The following is a 16577-nucleotide window of genomic DNA, read 5'->3' as shown; positions in this document are numbered from 1 at the left end:
TTGGAATTAATGTATGAATTTTGCTCTTTTATTAGTTATTTTATCCCTTGTCAGTGGCGTTATCTACTTGTTAGATGTGCTTTTCTGGGCCAAGAGGCGGAAAGCTGATCAAAAACCGAATAAAATCATTGAGTATTCACGTTCCTTTTTTCCTGTGTTCGTTATTGTTCTTCTGTTACGCTCTTTTCTTGTCGAGCCATTTCGTATTCCTTCAGGCTCCTTAGAGCCTACCTTAAAGGTAGGTGACTTTGTTGCTGTGAATAAGTTTGCTTATGGTTTGCGTTTGCCGGTGCTGGAAAATAAATTTCTACCTGTATCCAAGCCTAAAAAAGGGGATATTGCTGTATTCCGTTGGCCGCCGGATCCATCCTATGACTATATCAAGCGAGTGATAGGTGTGGGTGGAGATAAAATAAGCTATCATAACAAGGTATTAACCATTAACGGGAAAGAAGCCAAACAAACTTTTATTGAATACACGACGGATGAAAGTTCAGGGCAGCCGGTGGCTAAATATCGGGAAAATATTAATGGTGTTGAGCATGATATTTATATTCGTCCTGATTTTCCATCGGTTGATTTTGATATAGAAGTGCCCAAAGGTCAGTATTTCATGATGGGTGATAATCGTGATGACAGTGCTGACAGCCGTTACTGGGGTTTTGTTTCTGATCAATATTTACGAGGCAAAGCCTTTCTTGTCTGGATGAGCTGGAACAGTCATACAGGCAGTATCAGATGGTCTCAGATAGGACATGTAATTCGTTAAAGGAGTTGATGGATGCGTAAACAACACGGAATGACGTTAATTGGCATGTTAATTATCGCCGCTGCAGTGATCATATTGGGTATTGTGCTGATGCGTATCGTACCAGTATATATTCAACATCATTCAGTCATTAGTTCTGTTCGCTCAATGAATCAATTACCGCCTTCAGAGTTTGGACTAAGCACTGAAATGAATGTTCATGTTTTAAAGAAAAGGCTGAATCATCAATTTTATGTCAATGGTGTGGATGAAGTCGTGAAGGATGGTGTTCAAATCAAGCCAGAAGGGATGCACACTTATGTAGTAACTGTTAACTATCAAGTAACCCGACCTCTCGTGTCCAATATTAGTTTATTGTTTAATTTTGAAGATAAGATAGAGGTTCGCATTGGAAAAGAAGACTGATTTAAGTCCTTTATACAGGCATTTAGATTATCGTTTTAAGAATCGCCGTTATCTTGAACAGGCTTTGACACACCGAAGTGCTGGCAGCATCAATAATGAACGCTTGGAATTTTTAGGTGATTCCATTCTCAATTTCGTCATCGCCCATCAGCTGTTTAAACACTTTACTGAACAAAGCGAAGGCAAGCTCAGTCGGCTACGTGCTTTTTTAGTGAAAGGAGAAACACTGGCGGAAATTGCTCTGGAAATTCATCTTGGCGATTATCTTAAACTGGGTCAGGGAGAACTTAAAAGCGGTGGCTTTCGGCGTGCTTCAATTCTTTCTGACAGTCTTGAGGCCATTTTTGCCGCGGTGTTTCTTGATGGTGGACTGGATGCGGTTGAACGCGTCATTTTGAAATTGTATCGTTCAAGATTACATGATCCCAGTTTGAATGAAAGCCTTAAAGATGCTAAGACACAATTACAAGAATATCTTCAGGCTTATAAAATGGCATTGCCGGTGTATGAATTGATCTCTGTAGAGGGGGAAGAGCACAATCAGGTTTTTTATATTAAAGCTTCTGTTCCCGAATTAAAAAAAAGTGCAACCGGTCAAGGAAGTACCCGACGCAAGGCAGAACAGGAAGCGGCCAGGAAATTATTACAAAACGTAAAAACATAGTTGATGCCGAACGTGAAAAGTTTTGTTCATGAAATCTAAGGCTTATTTAAAAAATGCAGAAATTACTGATCATTTTAGGAATTGTATTCATCCTCTTGGCTTTAGCCTGGCCAATACTTAAAAAAATTGGTTTTGGCCGTTTGCCAGGCGATATTATTTTCCGTAAGGGTCATTTTACTTTTTATTTTCCCGTGACAACATGCATTATTATTAGCCTGTTGATCATGATTATTTTATGGTTTTTCAACAAATGACCACAATTTATAGCCGGAGACATACCTGATAGACAGGTTACTTGCTATCTGTTTTCTTCAAGCTCTGTCATTAACTCTAACCACTCGCTTTCCGCCTGGTTTAATGTGTGCTGAAGCGAATGTCTTTCATTTAACAGGCGATTTAATTCCATCTGATATGTGTTCTCATAAAGCTCATTATCAGCCAGGATAGTTTCAAGTTTTTGAAGTTTAGCCTGATGGACCTCAATGATTTGTTCCAGTTTTTTCAGGCGGTTTTGCGCTGTTTTTCTCTGCTTGTATTCCATGTTGGCTGAAATCGTAGGCGGCTGGTCAGAAGATGACGCATGTTTTTTGTTTAGCAGCCATTGATAGTAATCATCCAGATCGCCTTTAAATGGTTGAACCTTCTGTTGATAAATCAGATAGAAATCATCCACGCTCGTACGTAATAAATGTCGATCATGGGATATTAGGATCAAGGCGCCTTCATAACTTTGCAAAGCAATTTCGATGGCAGAACGCATGGTTAAATCCAAATGGTTCGTCGGCTCATCCAATAATAACAGATTTGGTTTTTGCCAAACCAGTTTGGCAAGGGCAAGACGTGCTTTTTCACCTCCGGAAAAATGCTGAATGCTATGCACGGCCATATCGCCCATAAAATTAAAGCTTCCCAGAAAATCACGAATAATTTGTTCTTTGGCTTCTGGAGACAGTAACTGAATGGTTTCCATTGGACTTAAATGATCATCGAGTTCTTCTAACTGATGTTGAGCATAATAACCAATGGTTAAATTGGAATTGCGGTAAACTGTTCCAGACAGAGGACTAAGTGCTCCTGTTAATGTTTTTATAAACGTTGATTTGCCTTCTCCGTTAGGCCCCAATAAAGCGATACGATCGCCAGGATTTAAAGATAGGCTGATATTTTTTAAAATAATCGTTTCAGAATAACCGGCACCCATTTTCTCACAGCTTACTAAAGGTTTGCCAGCTTTTGGGCAAGGGTAAAACTCGAAGGAGAAAGGAGAATCCAGTTGTGCTTGAGCAATTTGTTCCATTTTTTCTATTGCCTTGATTCGGCTTTGTGCCTGTTTGGCTTTAGTTGCTTTAGCTTTAAAACGATTGACGAAAGACATCATATGCTTTATTTTGCTTTGCTGTTTTTCGTATTGTGCTTGCTGCAAAGCCAGTTTTTCCGCCCTCGTTTGTTCAAAACGACTGTAGTTTCCGCTGTATAAAATGGCTTTTTGATGCTCTATATGTAAAATATGGGATACAACGGCATCAAGAAATTCCCTATCATGAGAAATGAGAATAATGCTGCACGGGCTTTGTTTGAGCCAGCGCTCAAGCCAGAAAATAGCTTCCATATCCAAATGGTTGGTTGGTTCATCCAGCAAGAGTAAATCAGCGGGTTTCATTAAGCATCGGGCGAGGCTGAGACGCATTCGCCAGCCGCCTGAAAAATGGTTAACCGGTAAGGATTGCTCTTCATTGCTAAATCCGAGTCCGGCCATGATCGTGGCTGCCTGCGCCGGTTTGCTGTATCCCGACGTTTGGGCTAATTCTTCATGACAGACAAGAATTGTTTTATCATCACCATTTTTTTCTGCCTCATTCAATTGCTGCTGTATACGAGAATAATCTTCGTCGCCGGCAAGAACAAACTCAAGAGCAGATACGGTACTGTCCGGCAATTGCTGGGATAAATGACTAATGCGAAGATGAGTATTGATCTGGCATTCACCATGATCCACCGTCAATTCACCAAGAATGAGACTAAATAGGCTGGATTTTCCACAGCCGTTTTGCCCAATCAGACCAATTTTTTGTTTTTCATGTAAGCTTGCACTTGCTTTATCGAGCAATTGTTTATTGCCGCGTGTGAGAGTAACCTGCTGAATTGTGATCATGTCAATAAAAAAGGATGAAAACTTTTATAATGGCTAATTCTACAGGACATGCTGTGCTTTCGACAAATTTATCAACTCATGTGGGTGCAATCCTAAAATACTGTGCTGCGTCATCTGAGTGAGTTAAGAATAAATGGCTTGGAACTGATTCGATCATTGAGTCTCGGCAGTTGGAACAATCCTTTTTTTACGTGCCGATCGGTAACGTTCCTGTTTTTCCACATCAATGTACCGATCCGTCGTTGCACTGGAACTATGTCCGGCATCATCACGCACATGTTCCCGTGGCCTTGTTTTCACATCTTCCGAAATTCCCGTATGCCTGAGCCAGTGGACGGTAGCGGCGGCCAGGTTATCGGCTTCTTCCGGACGGTTTGCCTGTCGCAGCTGCTCGGCTGCTTTATCAAAGCACAACTGAACCAGTCTGCGAATAGGTGCCGTATCACTCATAGGGCCTGTTCCACGTATTTTGGGAATGAGCGGGAAATTGTCTGATGGCGAGGGAAGAGGGGGTAATCCTAAAAAGCTGCGCCAGCGTATAAGACTCTCAAGCATGGCTTCGCTGACGGCGATTTGTCGTTCCTTGTTACCTTTACCGACGGTGGTAAACCACCAATGACCGTAACTGTCTTTGGAAAAATCATTCATGGTAGGAATCCAGCGCTCACTGGCTGCCAACTCGGAAATTCTTAAGTACATGCCAAACAATAAACTGAGTATAAATCTCGTTCGCTCATGTTTTTCTGGATTCTCGAGAGCGAGCTCTTCTGCGACATCAAGAACCGTTTGCCATTGCTCATTACTTAAGCGTCGGATAGGTGCATTTTGTTGTTTCTTACGAATGAATTTACTTTTTTGCCTAATCAGAGCCACGGGATTTGAGTTCATATATTCTTCAGCAATTAAAAAATTAAAAAAAGTGCTGAGAATGGCAAAGATTTCCTGAATGGCTCCCTGCGAGAGATTAAATTGTTCTACGGATGCGGTAGCGCCTTGTTTCCTGGCCGATTTACGCAAGGTGACGACAAAAGGGCGCCAGTTCTCATTAGGTTGATATTTACCATCTTTTTCAATGTATCGTGGTACTTTTTTCAAAGCAATCCAGGATTTGGGTGGATTTTGGCAAAAGCGGAGATATTCCTCAATGTCATCACGTTTAAGTTCCGGCAGCATCATTTTTTTGATATGCCAGCACCATTGGAGTAGTCGTTCAACCTCTCTTCGGTAACTGTTAAAGGTTCCAAGACTTCCAGAATAACTTTTGAGAAAATTCAAAGCATGGAGGAAATCTTTTACATACACCGGATTAGGGAGGACTACGTTTTCCATGTTTTTATGCAACTGATGAATACTGTCAAATAAAGGCAATAAGCGTATTTTCATTATTTATATGGATTAGATATTAAATGAAAAATTTAACTTAAAAGAGGTGATAAGGTAAAGGATTTGCCAAATCTTAATGTCTGGAATCATGATTTTATTTAAAGCCTATCATCATCAAAAATATGATTTACAGAAAGTATTGACCTTGGTAAAAGCAGCGAGTATCATTTGCGCTCTGTCTTTAAGACGGGTTACGGGGTGTAGCGCAGTCTGGTAGCGCGCCTGCTTTGGGAGCAGGATGTCGGGGGTTCGAATCCCTCCACCCCGACCATTGCAAATGCGCCCGTAGCTCATCTGGATAGAGCATCGGCCTTCTAAGCCGAGGGTAGCAGGTTCGAATCCTGCCGGGCGTGCCATAGGCAGGCAGGTTTTTGAATCAAAATTTGTTCTGTGCTATTGTACAGGCCTTGATTCTTGGTCGTTTTAATATGGTGAGCGTAGCTCAGTTGGTAGAGCCCCGGGTTGTGATCCCGGTTGTCGTGGGTTCGAGTCCCATCGTTCACCCCACATCAAAAGAAAATGTTCTATTATTTTAGTTGCTTCACGAGTCTTTACAAGAAAGACATACTATCCGATAATTCCATCCTGTCAGCGAAAGTGGCGGAACTGGTAGACGCGCTGGATTTAGGTTCCAGTGGGGTAACCCGTGAGAGTTCGAGTCTCTCCTTTCGCACCATATGTCGAAAGTCAAATATCTGAGAGGTGATTTAATGCAAGTTTCTGTTGAGACCCTGAATGGTTTAGAGAGAAAATTAACCATATCCGTACCTGCCGAGAAAATTGAGGAAGAGGTGAGCGAACGTCTCAGAGATCTTGCTCGCAAAGTAAAGATTGATGGTTTCCGTCCAGGTAAAGTTCCCATGCACGTGATTAAAAGCCGCTTTTCAGATAACGTCCGTCAGGAAGTTGCCAGAGACATGGTTCAATCTACGTTATATGAAGCCCTGAAAGAAAAAGATTTGAATCCAGCCGGCTATCCTTATGTCGATCCTCAAACCATAGAAGCTGGAAAAGATTTTACCTATACAGCAACATTTGAAATTTTTCCTGAATTTGAGATTGTGGAACTGGATAAGAAAGAAGTTGAAAGAATAAAAAGTGAAGTTAAAGATAAAGACGTAGATGAAATGATAGAAAGGTTACGAGAACAAAACAAGGAGTGGAAAGAAGTCTCTCGTAAAGTGAAAAAAGACGATAAGGTCATTATTGATTTTGAAGGCAGCATTGATGGCGAGCCTTTTGAGGGCGGTTCGGCTAACGATTACGAAGTAATCATTGGCTCCGGCTCAATGATTCCAGGTTTCGAAGAAGGTATTGAAGGGCATAAGAAAGATGAAACATTTGATGTTGATGTGAACTTTCCTGATGATTATGGACATAAAGAACTTGCTGGAAAGAAAGCAACATTTAAAATAACCATTAAAAACATCCTGGAAGGTGAAAAACCGGAATTAAACGATGCATTTGCTGAAAAATTCAATGTCGGGGAAGGTGGCGTTGAGGCGTTAAAAAAAGATATAAAAGAAAACATGGAAAGGGAGTTAGAACGCCGAGTCAATGCCATGAATAAGGAAAAAGTCTTTGATAAATTAATGGAAATAAATGTTTTTGACCTGCCTGCAGCCTTGATTGACAAGGAAATAGAGCATCTGAAGCACGATATGTACCATCGTCTTTTTGGTCATGAGCATCATGACAATGAAAAAATACCTGATTTCCCTCGTGAACTTTTTGAGGAACAGGCAAAGCGACGTGTTCATCTCGGACTGTTGTTTTCCGAATACGTTAAAAAGCATGAATTGATTGCTGATGATGAGCGTGTTGAGGCCACTATCGACAAGCTTGCCGGAGCTTATGAGAAACCTGATGAACTGCGTTCATTATATAAAAGTAATAAAGAGCACAGGGCTGAGATTGAGGCATTGGTTCTGGAAGATGTCGTTGCTGAAAAAATTGTCTCACAAGCCACCATAAAAGAAAAAGAATTGAGCTATGATGAAGTGATGAACCCTAAAAAAGATGATGAAAATAAAGGAGATTAAGCATGACGGGGTATTCAGAAAATCTCATTCGTAATGCCAGTGGTCTTGTGCCAATGGTCATAGAGCAAACTTCAAGAGGAGAGCGCTCTTATGATATTTATTCCCGACTTTTAAAAGAAAGAATTATTTTTCTTTTAGGCGAAGTAGAAGATCACATGGCTAACCTTGTCGTAGCTCAGTTGCTGTTTCTGGAATCGGAAAATCCGGATAAAGACATTTCTCTTTATATTAATTCTCCCGGCGGCGTTGTTACTGCAGGTCTCGCGATCTATGACACCATGCAATTCATCAAACCGGATGTTAGTACTTTATGTATTGGGCAAGCCGCTAGTGCTGCGGCTTTGCTGTTGTGTGCCGGTGCAGAAGGAAAACGTTATTGCTTGCCTAATTCCCGTGTAATGATTCATCAACCTTTAGGCGGTTATAGAGGACAAGCTACTGATATTGAAATCCATGCTCGAGAAACTCTTGCTGTGAGAGAGCGATTAAACAGCATTATGGCAAAACATACCAGAAAAACACCTGATCAGATCATGCGTGATACTGAACGTGATAACTTTATGAGTGCAGAGAAATCCGCGGAATATGGCTTGGTAGATAAAGTGCTTTACGACCGAGGCGCATTTGCTAAAGAGGAGCAGTAGACAAATTCCAGGTTTATATACGCTTGAACTTAGGTTGTGCTGTCATGAGATTTCCTGGCGACAAATTAAGGCTGATACCGGCCTTTGCTGGCACAGCGTTTTGCTCAAATTTTTGTTTGCTTTATGATGAAACGGCCAAACTGGCGAATTTTTTTGAATTGTCTAAAATTTTAATAGAGCCTGTGACAGAGTTTTTTTGTGGTCTTAAAGTGAAATTTGGCACTTATCATTGATATGCTATGATGCAGGTTGTGAAGTAGTAAAAAAGGGGTTTCTAGATGAGTAAAACCGGTAACGGGAATGATGATAAAATTTTATATTGTTCGTTTTGCGGAAAGAGCCAGCATGAAGTGAAAAAACTGATTGCAGGGCCTTCTGTGTTTGTTTGTGATGAATGTGTTGAGTTGTGTAATGATATCATCCGTGAAGAAACACAGGAAGTTCAGGAAGAAACTGAAATTCGCTTGCCTGCTCCCAAAGAAATATCTGCCTTTCTTGATGAATATGTGATTGGACAATCCCAAGCGAAAAAGGTTTTATCCGTAGCCGTTTATAACCACTACAAACGATTGCAGTACAAAAATGAAGACGGAGTTGAGCTCAGCAAGAGTAACATCTTATTAATCGGGCCTACGGGAAGCGGTAAGACTTTGTTAGCGCAGACTTTGGCTCGCATTCTGAATGTGCCATTTACAATGGCTGATGCCACTACGTTGACTGAAGCCGGTTACGTAGGAGAAGATGTAGAAAATATCATTCAGAAATTATTGCAGAAATGTGATTATGATGTAGATAAGGCTCAGCAAGGCATTGTTTACATTGACGAGATCGATAAAATTTCCCGAAAATCAGATAATCCCTCTATTACGAGAGATGTTTCTGGCGAAGGCGTTCAGCAGGCTCTGTTAAAACTCATTGAAGGTACTGTTGCCTCTGTTCCTCCACAAGGTGGCCGTAAACATCCGCAACAGGAATTTCTCCAGGTTGATACTTCCAATATATTATTTATCTGCGGAGGTGCATTTGCAGGAATAGACAAACTGATTCGTGAAAGAAGTGATAAGTCAGGTATAGGCTTTTCCGCCTCACCGGCTTCCAAAAAAGACAGTAGCGAGGAACTGGCTAAAATCCTAGCCCAGCTCGAGTCCGAAGATTTGGTAAAATATGGCTTAATCCCGGAATTTGTCGGTCGTTTACCCGTCGTAACGACGTTACATGAACTGGATGAAGATGCATTGGTCGATATTTTAACCACACCTAAAAATGCGTTGACTAAACAATTCCAATCCCTGTTCAAAATGGAAAATGTTGAACTGGAATTCCGTGAAGAAGCTCTTCGTCTTATTGCTAAAAAAGCGTTGGATCGTAAAATTGGCGCCCGAGGATTAAGGACAATACTTGAAAATATCCTATTAGACACCATGTATGAATTACCATCTCTTGATGGTGTGAAAAAAGTGGTGATTGATGATAATGTTGTTAATAATATGGGTAAACCATTATTAATATATGAAGGGGAAGATACAAAGCAAGCCTTCAGTGGTAGAGAATAAATATTTGGTCCGGCTTTTCAACTGATATGATAAAGGTAATAAGCTAAGTATTTGCCTGTTTTTATATTAAAAATAATGATTAAGCCGGCTTAATGCTTTGTATCACTAAAAACTTCAATTCTGCTATCACCATCGAAAAACTCCTGTACAATTGCTTTAAGGGTTTATATTTAAATTCTTGTCTGTATTTATGAAATTCATGCCAGGTTCTGTTGACATTTCGTTTGCGCATTTGCCCTGAAATGAAAAGTCAATAGACTCTGATATAAAGAGGCCGTGTTTTTAAAAAACAGTGAAAAAACTTGGAACAGCTTGGCATGAAGTATATGATTTTATTAAACTTCTGTTTTTCTGTCATTTGAGACAAAATAAATGAGCTTGTATCCAGGCTCTCATATTTTGTGAACAGAACATGTTACAGAATCCAGGGATTATCTGAATAAGGGTTATCTATGTCGATTGAGAATGAAGAAATGTCAAATATGCCAGTTCTGCCATTGAGGGATGTTGTTGTTTATCCATATATGGTTATTCCTTTATTTGTAGGACGGGATAAATCAATTAAAGCGCTGGAAGCAGCCATGGTCGATAACAAGCAGATCTTTTTAGTTGCGCAGCGTAAATCTTCCAACGATGATCCATCCCCTGAGGATATTTTTTCGGTTGGAACTGTCTCAAGTGTTTTGCAATTATTGAAACTTCCGGATGGAACAGTAAAAGTTCTGGTCGAGGGTGAAAAACGAGCCAAAGTAAAATCTTATTCCATAGAAAATGGATATATTCAAGCTGATCTGGAAAGTATTGAAGAAAAAAGTGAGGCATTAAAAGCTCAGGAAATTGATATTTTAATGCGTTCGCTGATGTCTCAATTTGAGCAATACATCAAATTAAATAAAAAAATTCCTCCTGAGGTATTATCTTCGCTGACAGGAATTGATGATCCTAGTCGTTTGGCCGATACCATTGCGGCTCATTTGACTTTAAAAGTCGAAGATAAACAGGAATTGCTGGAAATCATGGATGTCGGCACGAGGCTTGAACGTTTAATGGCTCTGCTGGAAAACGAAATTGATCTTCTGCACGTTGAGAAGCGCGTGCGGGGGCGGGTAAAACGGCAGATGGAGAAAAGCCAACGTGAATATTATTTGAATGAGCAAATCAAAGCTATTCAGAAAGAATTAGGTGAGATAAGTGAGGAAGGCAGCGAAATTGAACAGATGGAAAAATCCATCAAAAAAGCAGGAATGCCCAAGGAAGCTAAAGAAAAAGCCATCACTGAGCTTAATAAACTTAAAATGATGTCTCCGATGTCTGCAGAAGCAACGGTCATTCGTAACTATCTTGACTGGATGCTTTCTGTGCCCTGGAAGAAAAAAAATAAAATTCAATTTGATTTATTGAAAGCGGAGAAGATCCTGGATAAAGACCATTATGGTCTTGAAAAAATCAAAGAACGAATTATTGAATACTTGGCTGTTCAACAAAGAGTAAAACGTCTGAAAGGTCCTATTCTCTGTCTGGTTGGCCCTCCAGGTGTTGGAAAAACTTCATTAGGACAATCCATCGCTAATGCCACTGGACGTACGTTCATACGAATCGCTTTAGGTGGTGTGCGCGATGAAGCGGAAATTCGTGGGCACAGAAGGACATATATCGGCTCAATGCCAGGAAAAATCATTCAGAAACTATGCAAGGCAGGTGTAAAAAATCCACTGATTATGCTGGATGAAGTAGACAAGATGGCTATGGATTTTCGTGGTGATCCGGCCTCAGCTTTGTTAGAAGTACTGGATCCGGAGCAAAACCATACGTTTAGCGATCACTATCTGGAAGTGGATTATGATTTAAGTGACGTGATGTTCATTGCCACAGCCAACTCATTGGAAATTCCAGCCCCTCTTCTGGATCGAATGGAGGTAATAAGGCTGGCAGGCTATACAGAGGATGAAAAAGTTCATATTGCTGAGAATTATCTCACTCCTAAGCAAATGGTACTCAACGGCTTGAAAAAAGAAGAATTACATATTAGCGAGGGGGCTGTTCGAGATATTATTCGTCATTATACCCGCGAAGCTGGCGTGAGAAATCTTGAACGTGATATCGCCAGTATCTGCAGGAAAGTAGTGAAAGATATTTTAACGCAGAAACGTATTAAAAAAGTAAATGTGACCGTAAATAACCTTGAAAAATTTTTAGGCGTGAAAAAATTCCGTTATGGTCTGGCCGAGGAATTTGACCGCATAGGACAAGTGACGGGGTTAGCATGGACGAGTGTTGGAGGCGAACTGCTGGTCATTGAAGCTTCAAAGATGCCTGGCAAAGGTAAAACCATTCAAACTGGCCAGTTGGGTGATGTGATGAAAGAGTCTATTGAGGCGGCAATGACTGTGGTAAGAAGTCGTGCCAAATCTTTTGCTGTAGCCGAGGATTTTTATGATAAGCATGACTTTCACATTCATGTTCCGGAAGGTGCGACTCCGAAAGATGGTCCAAGCGCCGGTATAGGCATGTGTACGGCTTTGGTTTCTGTTCTTACAGAAATTCCTGTTCGGGCGGATGTGGCCATGACAGGAGAAATTACTCTCCGTGGTGAGGTGTTACCCATTGGTGGGCTAAAGGAAAAGCTGCTGGCTGCTCATCGGGGAGGAATCCGTCATGTGATTATTCCAGAGCAAAATTCCAAGGACTTAAAAGAAATTCCAGAAAATGTGCTTAAAAAAATAAACATTCATCCTGTTAAGTATATTGAACAGGTATTAGAGTTGGCTTTACAACGAAATCCTATACAAAAAAACGACAAAAAATCTACAGATAGTACAGTCAAAGAAAAAAGATCAAAAAAAAGGAAAAATAAAGATTTACATACTCAGTAATAAGAGGTATATTTCTCTCGTTGCCCGCTACTGGCGGGCATGTCAAGGATTAGATAGTTTAGACTGGAGTTATTTAAATGTTTAAATCATTCCAGAAAATGGAAGACTAACTGTTAAGGGGAAATAATGAATAAGAGTGAATTAGTTGATGCTATTGCAAGCGGTTCAGGTGTAACGAAAGCTGACGCGAGTAGAGTTCTCGATACTTTTATGACAACCGTAACTGATGTAATTAAAGAAGGTGGTCAAATTGTTTTACCTGGTTTTGGTTCTTTCTCAACAGTTAATCGTTCAGCACGTACAGGAAGAAACCCGCAAACGGGTGCTCCTATTGTTATCGAAGCTTCCAGAGTTGTTAAATTTAAAGCGGGCAAAAAGTTAAAAGAAGCTGCTCAGGAAGGATGAGTTGTTGAGGGTGCTTAGCTCAGCTGGGAGAGCATCGCCCTTACAAGGCGAGGGTCGCAGGTTCGATCCCTGCAGCACCCACCAAGATTTGGAGTGGTAGTTCAGTTGGTTAGAATACCGGCCTGTCACGCCGGGGGTCGCGGGTTCGAGTCCCGTCCACTCCGCCATGTTAACGCGCTTAAGGCGCGTTTCTTTTTATTATCTTTAAATCTATATTCCACACTACAGTACTTTTAGATAATAAATGCAGTAAGAGAAAATGATTTTAAATATGAGATGTGATTCTGTTTTTTATTTTTTAGAATCGTTTTCCTCTTAGAGGCAGCAAATAATAGCTGGTAGATAACAGTTATATTCGATAAATCTTTATGCGAGTTGATTATTAAAAATGGAACTCTGGATATGCTACAGAAGTTAAATGAACGCATTCAAGGTCTTATTGCCTGGTTAATCATTATCTTAATCGCTATTACTTTCACTTTGTTTGGTGTGGATTATTATCTTCAATCCCGGCAAGCTGCTGACGTAAAAGCTGTCGTCAATGATGAATCGATTAAATATCAAGCGTTTGAAACCAATTATAGACGTGCACGTGCTCAAAGAGATTCTGCGCAAATCACCCTTGAAGAAGATAAAAGACTGCAAAAAAATGTGCTGGAGCAGATGGTAGTGAATACTGTCAGTGTTCAGGCTGCACGTAAAAATGGTTTTGAAGTTGGTGTTGAGCAGGCCAATGCAGCTATTGTCAACATACCTCAATTTCAAGAGGACGGACGTTTTTCTCGTGAGCGGTACCAGATGGCTTTAAGTGGCGCTTTATTCACCCCGGAAACTTTTCAAAAAGAAGTCAAGCAGGGGATGCTTCTTAACCAACAGCGCTTTGCTTTTATTGGAACGTCCTTTGCTCTGCCCGGTGAAATTCGACAATTTGTTCGTTTATTTATGCAAACACGTACTTACGATTACCTGCTTATTCCTTATGCATTATTTTCTGACAAAATCAACATCAGTGAAGAAGACGTCCAAAATTATTACAAAAAACATCAAAATCAATTTAAGACCAAAGAAAAAGTTAGTTTAAATTATATAGAGCTTTCGATGAAAAACATCAAAGCTGATATTGAAATTTCTGATGCTGAAGCCAGGCGGTACTACGAAGAGAATAAAAATAATTATTTAAAGCCGGCGCAATGGAGAGTTTCCCATATTCTTTTTGCTGTTCCTGAGGGTGCTGACCCAGAAGATATTAAAAAAATCAAAGTGAAGGCTGAAGAAGCATATGATGTTTTGAAAAAGAACCCCGGGCAATTTAGTGAGTGGGTCAAACGTGTCTCCGATGATAAATTATCCTTGAAAGATGATGGAATATTACCTTGGTTGGTTGCTGGGCAAACTGAATATGATAAAACATTAGTGCAGCTGACTCAGCAGGATCAGATATCTGCTCCAGTCAGAACCAGCTACGGGTTTGAAATATTCAAGTTACTGGATTATAAACCAGCGTCCGTTGTTTCTTTTAATAAAGTAAAAAAGACTATAAAGGAGCAGCTAATTACAGAAGCTGCGCAGGCAAAATATAATCGTACTTTAGAGGCGTTATCCGACTTAAGTTATCAAAATCCTGATTCTTTAAAACCTGTAGCAGATGAATTAAATTTACCTGTTCGCAGTACTCAACCTTTTGGAAGGCAGGGTGGCGATACGAGCTTGACACAAAACAAATCTGTTATTAATGCGGCATTCAGTCATGACGTATTGGTATTAGGAAATAATAGTGACCCCATTCAAGTAGATGATGACTCAGTGATTGTTTTGCGTGTGCAAAAACATTTGAAACCTGTTCAGCTACCATTGACGGCTGTTAAGAATCAAATAGAAACTAAATTGATAAAACAGAAGGCAATCGACAAGGCAAAACAATTGGGTGAAGTCCTGTTAACGGCTGATAATAAAACGGAAAAACAGTTAACGGATAAATACCAATTAAACTGGCATAATGTAATCAAAGCGTCTCGTGAGACAGAGCAAGTCAATTCAATTATTAATAATATCGCGTTCAGCATTAGCAAAACCGATAAAAAAAATGGCCATTTGCTCTCCAGCGGCAATTATGCATTGGTGCATTTAAAATCTATAAACGATGGGAAAATGACCGATTTGGATAAGGAACAACAAAAGAGCATTGCTCAACAAATCGAAGCAAGTTACGGCATGACTGCATATGATTTATATGTGAACAGTTTACTAAAAAAAGCCGATATTAAACGCCATTGATTTTTCAGCTCTGGATTCCAAAGTTGCTTTCCCAGGTTCAAGACAGGGCAAAATCATACTTTGTCCAATTAAAAACTAATTACCGCCATTGCGAGCGCAATCCAGATCGATGCTCATAAAAAACAAACTTACAATGGCTTAACTTCATTCACAATGACGTCTTATTGTTTATGCTTTAAGTGGTATGATTTGTCCTGAAGTTCAAGAGCGAGACGTTGAAGTTATAAAATGATAATATTTACTGCATTGTCTTAGCTCTTTCAGAATTTTATCAGACAGCTTGATAGACTGCGATGACGGAATTTTGACGAAAAGGAATTCAAAGAATAAATCATGAAAATAACTTTTCAAAAAATGCTGTTAATTCTGATTTCAGGCTAATAGCTATTACTTGATTACATCACCTACCGTTTAAACGGCAATTTACCCATGCGTCATTCATAAAACAATTCTTTAAACAGCAATTGCTCAGTTTCTGTGCTGTACTGTGTTGAGCTTGAGCTAAAATCTCACTTGGCTTTCTATAGCGTGATTTTAGCTCAACTTACACTCAAATCCGAGCATTTATCCTTTAAGTCCGATAAATGTTTTTATATTGGACGGATATTCATCATGCTTTTTCAACCAGATTGCCCATGGCTACGGCATGGTAACCTGCGTCAACATGAACAACTTCTCCCGTAATACCGGAAGCAAGGTTTGAGCATAAGAACGCCGCACTTTGGCCCACTTCTAGTGCCGTGATATTGCGTTTTAAAGGCGTATTTTGTGCATACGCGTCTTGCATTTTACGAAAATCTTTAACTCCGGAGGCTGCCAAAGTTTTGATAGGGCCTGCGGAAATGGCATTAACTCGCAAGCCTTTAGGTCCAAGGCTTGCTGCGAGATAACGCACAGAAGCTTCAAGGCTGGCTTTAGCGATTCCCATAACATTGTAATTTGGAACGGCTTTTTCTGCACCATAATAACTTAATGTTAATATAGAACCTTCCGTATTCTCCATCATAGGCAAAGCGGCTTGAGCAAGTGCAATCAAGCTGTAAGCGCTGATATCATGTGCTATTCTGAAACCTTCACGATTTACGCTGGATATGAAGTCTCCACTGATTTGATCGGCCGGTGCAAATGCAACGGAATGTACAAGAATATCCATTTTATCCCAATGAGATCCAAGTTGTTCAAACAGTGCTTGAATGTCTTGATCACTGGAGACATCACAAGGAAAAGTTAGTTGAGAATCAAATTCAGCAGCCATGCTTTCGACACGGCTGCGTAACTTTTCGTTTTGATATGTTAAGGCAAGTTCTGCACCTTGTTCATGGAATGCTTTGGCAATGCCATAAGCAATGGATCGATTGCTGGCTAAACCTACAATCAGTGCTTTTTTTCCTGATAAAAATCCCATGATCTCAT

General features: G+C 40.2%; 13 protein-coding genes and 6 tRNA genes. 16 read left to right on the top strand and 3 right to left on the bottom strand.

The annotated features are described in order from the left end of the window. Positions 1 to 13 precede the first annotated feature (13 nt). From lepB to E4T55_RS02790, 4 genes are read left to right on the top strand one after another with little or no spacing between them, the layout of a single operon-like run. On the top strand, positions 14 to 769 hold the full coding sequence (gene lepB / locus E4T55_RS02805) for a signal peptidase I (RefSeq protein WP_058501189.1): 756 nt from the start codon (positions 14 to 16) through the stop codon (positions 767 to 769). A gap of 12 nt (positions 770 to 781) precedes the next feature. Beyond that, complete coding sequence (locus tag E4T55_RS02800) at positions 782 to 1174, top strand: DUF4845 domain-containing protein (RefSeq protein WP_058501188.1); 393 nt, start codon at positions 782 to 784, stop codon at positions 1172 to 1174. After that, complete coding sequence (gene rnc, locus E4T55_RS02795) at positions 1158 to 1838, top strand: ribonuclease III (protein WP_058501187.1); 681 nt, start codon at positions 1158 to 1160, stop codon at positions 1836 to 1838. Before E4T55_RS02800 ends, rnc begins: the two co-directional genes overlap by 17 nt. Before the next feature lie 53 nt (positions 1839 to 1891). Continuing rightward, the gene (locus E4T55_RS02790) at positions 1892 to 2092 is read left to right on the top strand and encodes a DUF2905 domain-containing protein (RefSeq protein ID WP_058501186.1); all 201 of its coding nucleotides are present in this window, start codon (positions 1892 to 1894) and stop codon (positions 2090 to 2092) included. Between the two features lie 44 nt (positions 2093 to 2136). On the opposite strand, the gene E4T55_RS02785 is transcribed toward E4T55_RS02790, so the two are convergent. Together E4T55_RS02785 and E4T55_RS02780 are read right to left on the bottom strand one after the other, a co-directional pair. Next, on the bottom strand, positions 2137 to 3990 hold the full coding sequence (locus tag E4T55_RS02785) for an ABC-F family ATP-binding cassette domain-containing protein (protein ID WP_058501185.1): 1854 nt from the start codon (positions 3988 to 3990) through the stop codon (positions 2137 to 2139). A gap of 153 nt (positions 3991 to 4143) precedes the next feature. Beyond that, complete coding sequence (locus E4T55_RS02780; RefSeq protein ID WP_058501184.1) at positions 4144 to 5373, bottom strand: tyrosine-type recombinase/integrase; 1230 nt, start codon at positions 5371 to 5373, stop codon at positions 4144 to 4146. A 194-nt stretch (positions 5374 to 5567) separates the two neighbouring features. On the opposite strand from E4T55_RS02780, the gene E4T55_RS02775 reads away from it, so the two are divergent. The 12 genes from E4T55_RS02775 to E4T55_RS02720 all read left to right on the top strand — a co-directional run bounded on the left by E4T55_RS02775 (position 5568) and on the right by E4T55_RS02720 (position 15164). Beyond that, positions 5568 to 5644: transfer RNA gene (locus E4T55_RS02775), tRNA-Pro, on the top strand. Between the two features lie 8 nt (positions 5645 to 5652). After that, positions 5653 to 5729 (top strand) — tRNA-Arg (locus tag E4T55_RS02770). A gap of 75 nt (positions 5730 to 5804) precedes the next feature. Next, positions 5805 to 5880 (top strand) — tRNA-His (locus E4T55_RS02765). Positions 5881 to 5964: 84 nt separating this feature from the next. After that, positions 5965 to 6049 (top strand) — tRNA-Leu (locus E4T55_RS02760). A 34-nt stretch (positions 6050 to 6083) separates the two neighbouring features. Next, the gene (tig, locus tag E4T55_RS02755; protein WP_058501199.1) at positions 6084 to 7415 is read left to right on the top strand and encodes a trigger factor; all 1332 of its coding nucleotides are present in this window, start codon (positions 6084 to 6086) and stop codon (positions 7413 to 7415) included. A gap of 2 nt (positions 7416 to 7417) precedes the next feature. Next, positions 7418 to 8059: an ATP-dependent Clp endopeptidase proteolytic subunit ClpP gene (gene clpP / locus E4T55_RS02750; RefSeq protein WP_058501183.1), complete on the top strand. Its 642-nt coding sequence runs from the start codon at positions 7418 to 7420 to the stop codon at positions 8057 to 8059. A 278-nt stretch (positions 8060 to 8337) separates the two neighbouring features. Then, complete coding sequence (gene clpX, locus E4T55_RS02745; protein ID WP_058501181.1) at positions 8338 to 9612, top strand: ATP-dependent Clp protease ATP-binding subunit ClpX; 1275 nt, start codon at positions 8338 to 8340, stop codon at positions 9610 to 9612. Between the two features lie 452 nt (positions 9613 to 10064). Then, entirely contained in the window at positions 10065 to 12485 is a 2421-nt protein-coding gene (gene lon / locus E4T55_RS02740) for an endopeptidase La (RefSeq protein ID WP_058501180.1), read from the top strand. A gap of 126 nt (positions 12486 to 12611) precedes the next feature. Next, positions 12612 to 12890: an HU family DNA-binding protein gene (locus E4T55_RS02735; RefSeq protein ID WP_058501179.1), complete on the top strand. Its 279-nt coding sequence runs from the start codon at positions 12612 to 12614 to the stop codon at positions 12888 to 12890. Positions 12891 to 12898: 8 nt separating this feature from the next. After that, a tRNA-Val gene (locus E4T55_RS02730) sits at positions 12899 to 12974 on the top strand. 6 nt (positions 12975 to 12980) lie between these two features. Further along, a tRNA-Asp gene (locus tag E4T55_RS02725) sits at positions 12981 to 13057 on the top strand. Positions 13058 to 13292: 235 nt separating this feature from the next. Further along, positions 13293 to 15164, top strand: a complete 1872-nt coding sequence (locus E4T55_RS02720) for a SurA N-terminal domain-containing protein (RefSeq protein WP_058501178.1) — start codon at positions 13293 to 13295, stop codon at positions 15162 to 15164. A gap of 610 nt (positions 15165 to 15774) precedes the next feature. On the opposite strand, the gene E4T55_RS02715 is transcribed toward E4T55_RS02720, so the two are convergent. Next, positions 15775 to 16569: an enoyl-ACP reductase FabI gene (locus E4T55_RS02715; protein WP_058501177.1), complete on the bottom strand. Its 795-nt coding sequence runs from the start codon at positions 16567 to 16569 to the stop codon at positions 15775 to 15777. Positions 16570 to 16577 lie beyond the last annotated feature (8 nt).

Source organism: Legionella israelensis (assembly GCF_004571175.1).
In the GTDB taxonomy this organism is placed as follows: Bacteria; Pseudomonadota; Gammaproteobacteria; order Legionellales; family Legionellaceae; genus Legionella_D; species Legionella_D israelensis.
This window is presented reverse-complemented; position numbering and strand designations above follow the sequence as displayed.

Coding starts and splice junctions, on each gene's coding strand:
- lepB (WP_058501189.1), top strand. CDS start 14: ATGAATTTTGCTCTTTTATTAGTTATTTTATCCCTTGTCAGTGGCGTT.
- E4T55_RS02800 (WP_058501188.1), top strand. CDS start 782: ATGCGTAAACAACACGGAATGACGTTAATTGGCATGTTAATTATCGCC.
- E4T55_RS02790 (WP_058501186.1), top strand. CDS start 1,892: ATGCAGAAATTACTGATCATTTTAGGAATTGTATTCATCCTCTTGGCT.
- E4T55_RS02785 (WP_058501185.1), bottom strand. CDS start 3,990: ATGATCACAATTCAGCAGGTTACTCTCACACGCGGCAATAAACAATTG.
- E4T55_RS02780 (WP_058501184.1), bottom strand. CDS start 5,373: ATGAAAATACGCTTATTGCCTTTATTTGACAGTATTCATCAGTTGCAT.
- tig (WP_058501199.1), top strand. CDS start 6,084: ATGCAAGTTTCTGTTGAGACCCTGAATGGTTTAGAGAGAAAATTAACC.
- clpP (WP_058501183.1), top strand. CDS start 7,418: ATGACGGGGTATTCAGAAAATCTCATTCGTAATGCCAGTGGTCTTGTG.
- clpX (WP_058501181.1), top strand. CDS start 8,338: ATGAGTAAAACCGGTAACGGGAATGATGATAAAATTTTATATTGTTCG.
- lon (WP_058501180.1), top strand. CDS start 10,065: ATGTCGATTGAGAATGAAGAAATGTCAAATATGCCAGTTCTGCCATTG.
- E4T55_RS02735 (WP_058501179.1), top strand. CDS start 12,612: ATGAATAAGAGTGAATTAGTTGATGCTATTGCAAGCGGTTCAGGTGTA.
- E4T55_RS02720 (WP_058501178.1), top strand. CDS start 13,293: ATGCTACAGAAGTTAAATGAACGCATTCAAGGTCTTATTGCCTGGTTA.
- E4T55_RS02715 (WP_058501177.1), bottom strand. CDS start 16,569: ATGGGATTTTTATCAGGAAAAAAAGCACTGATTGTAGGTTTAGCCAGC.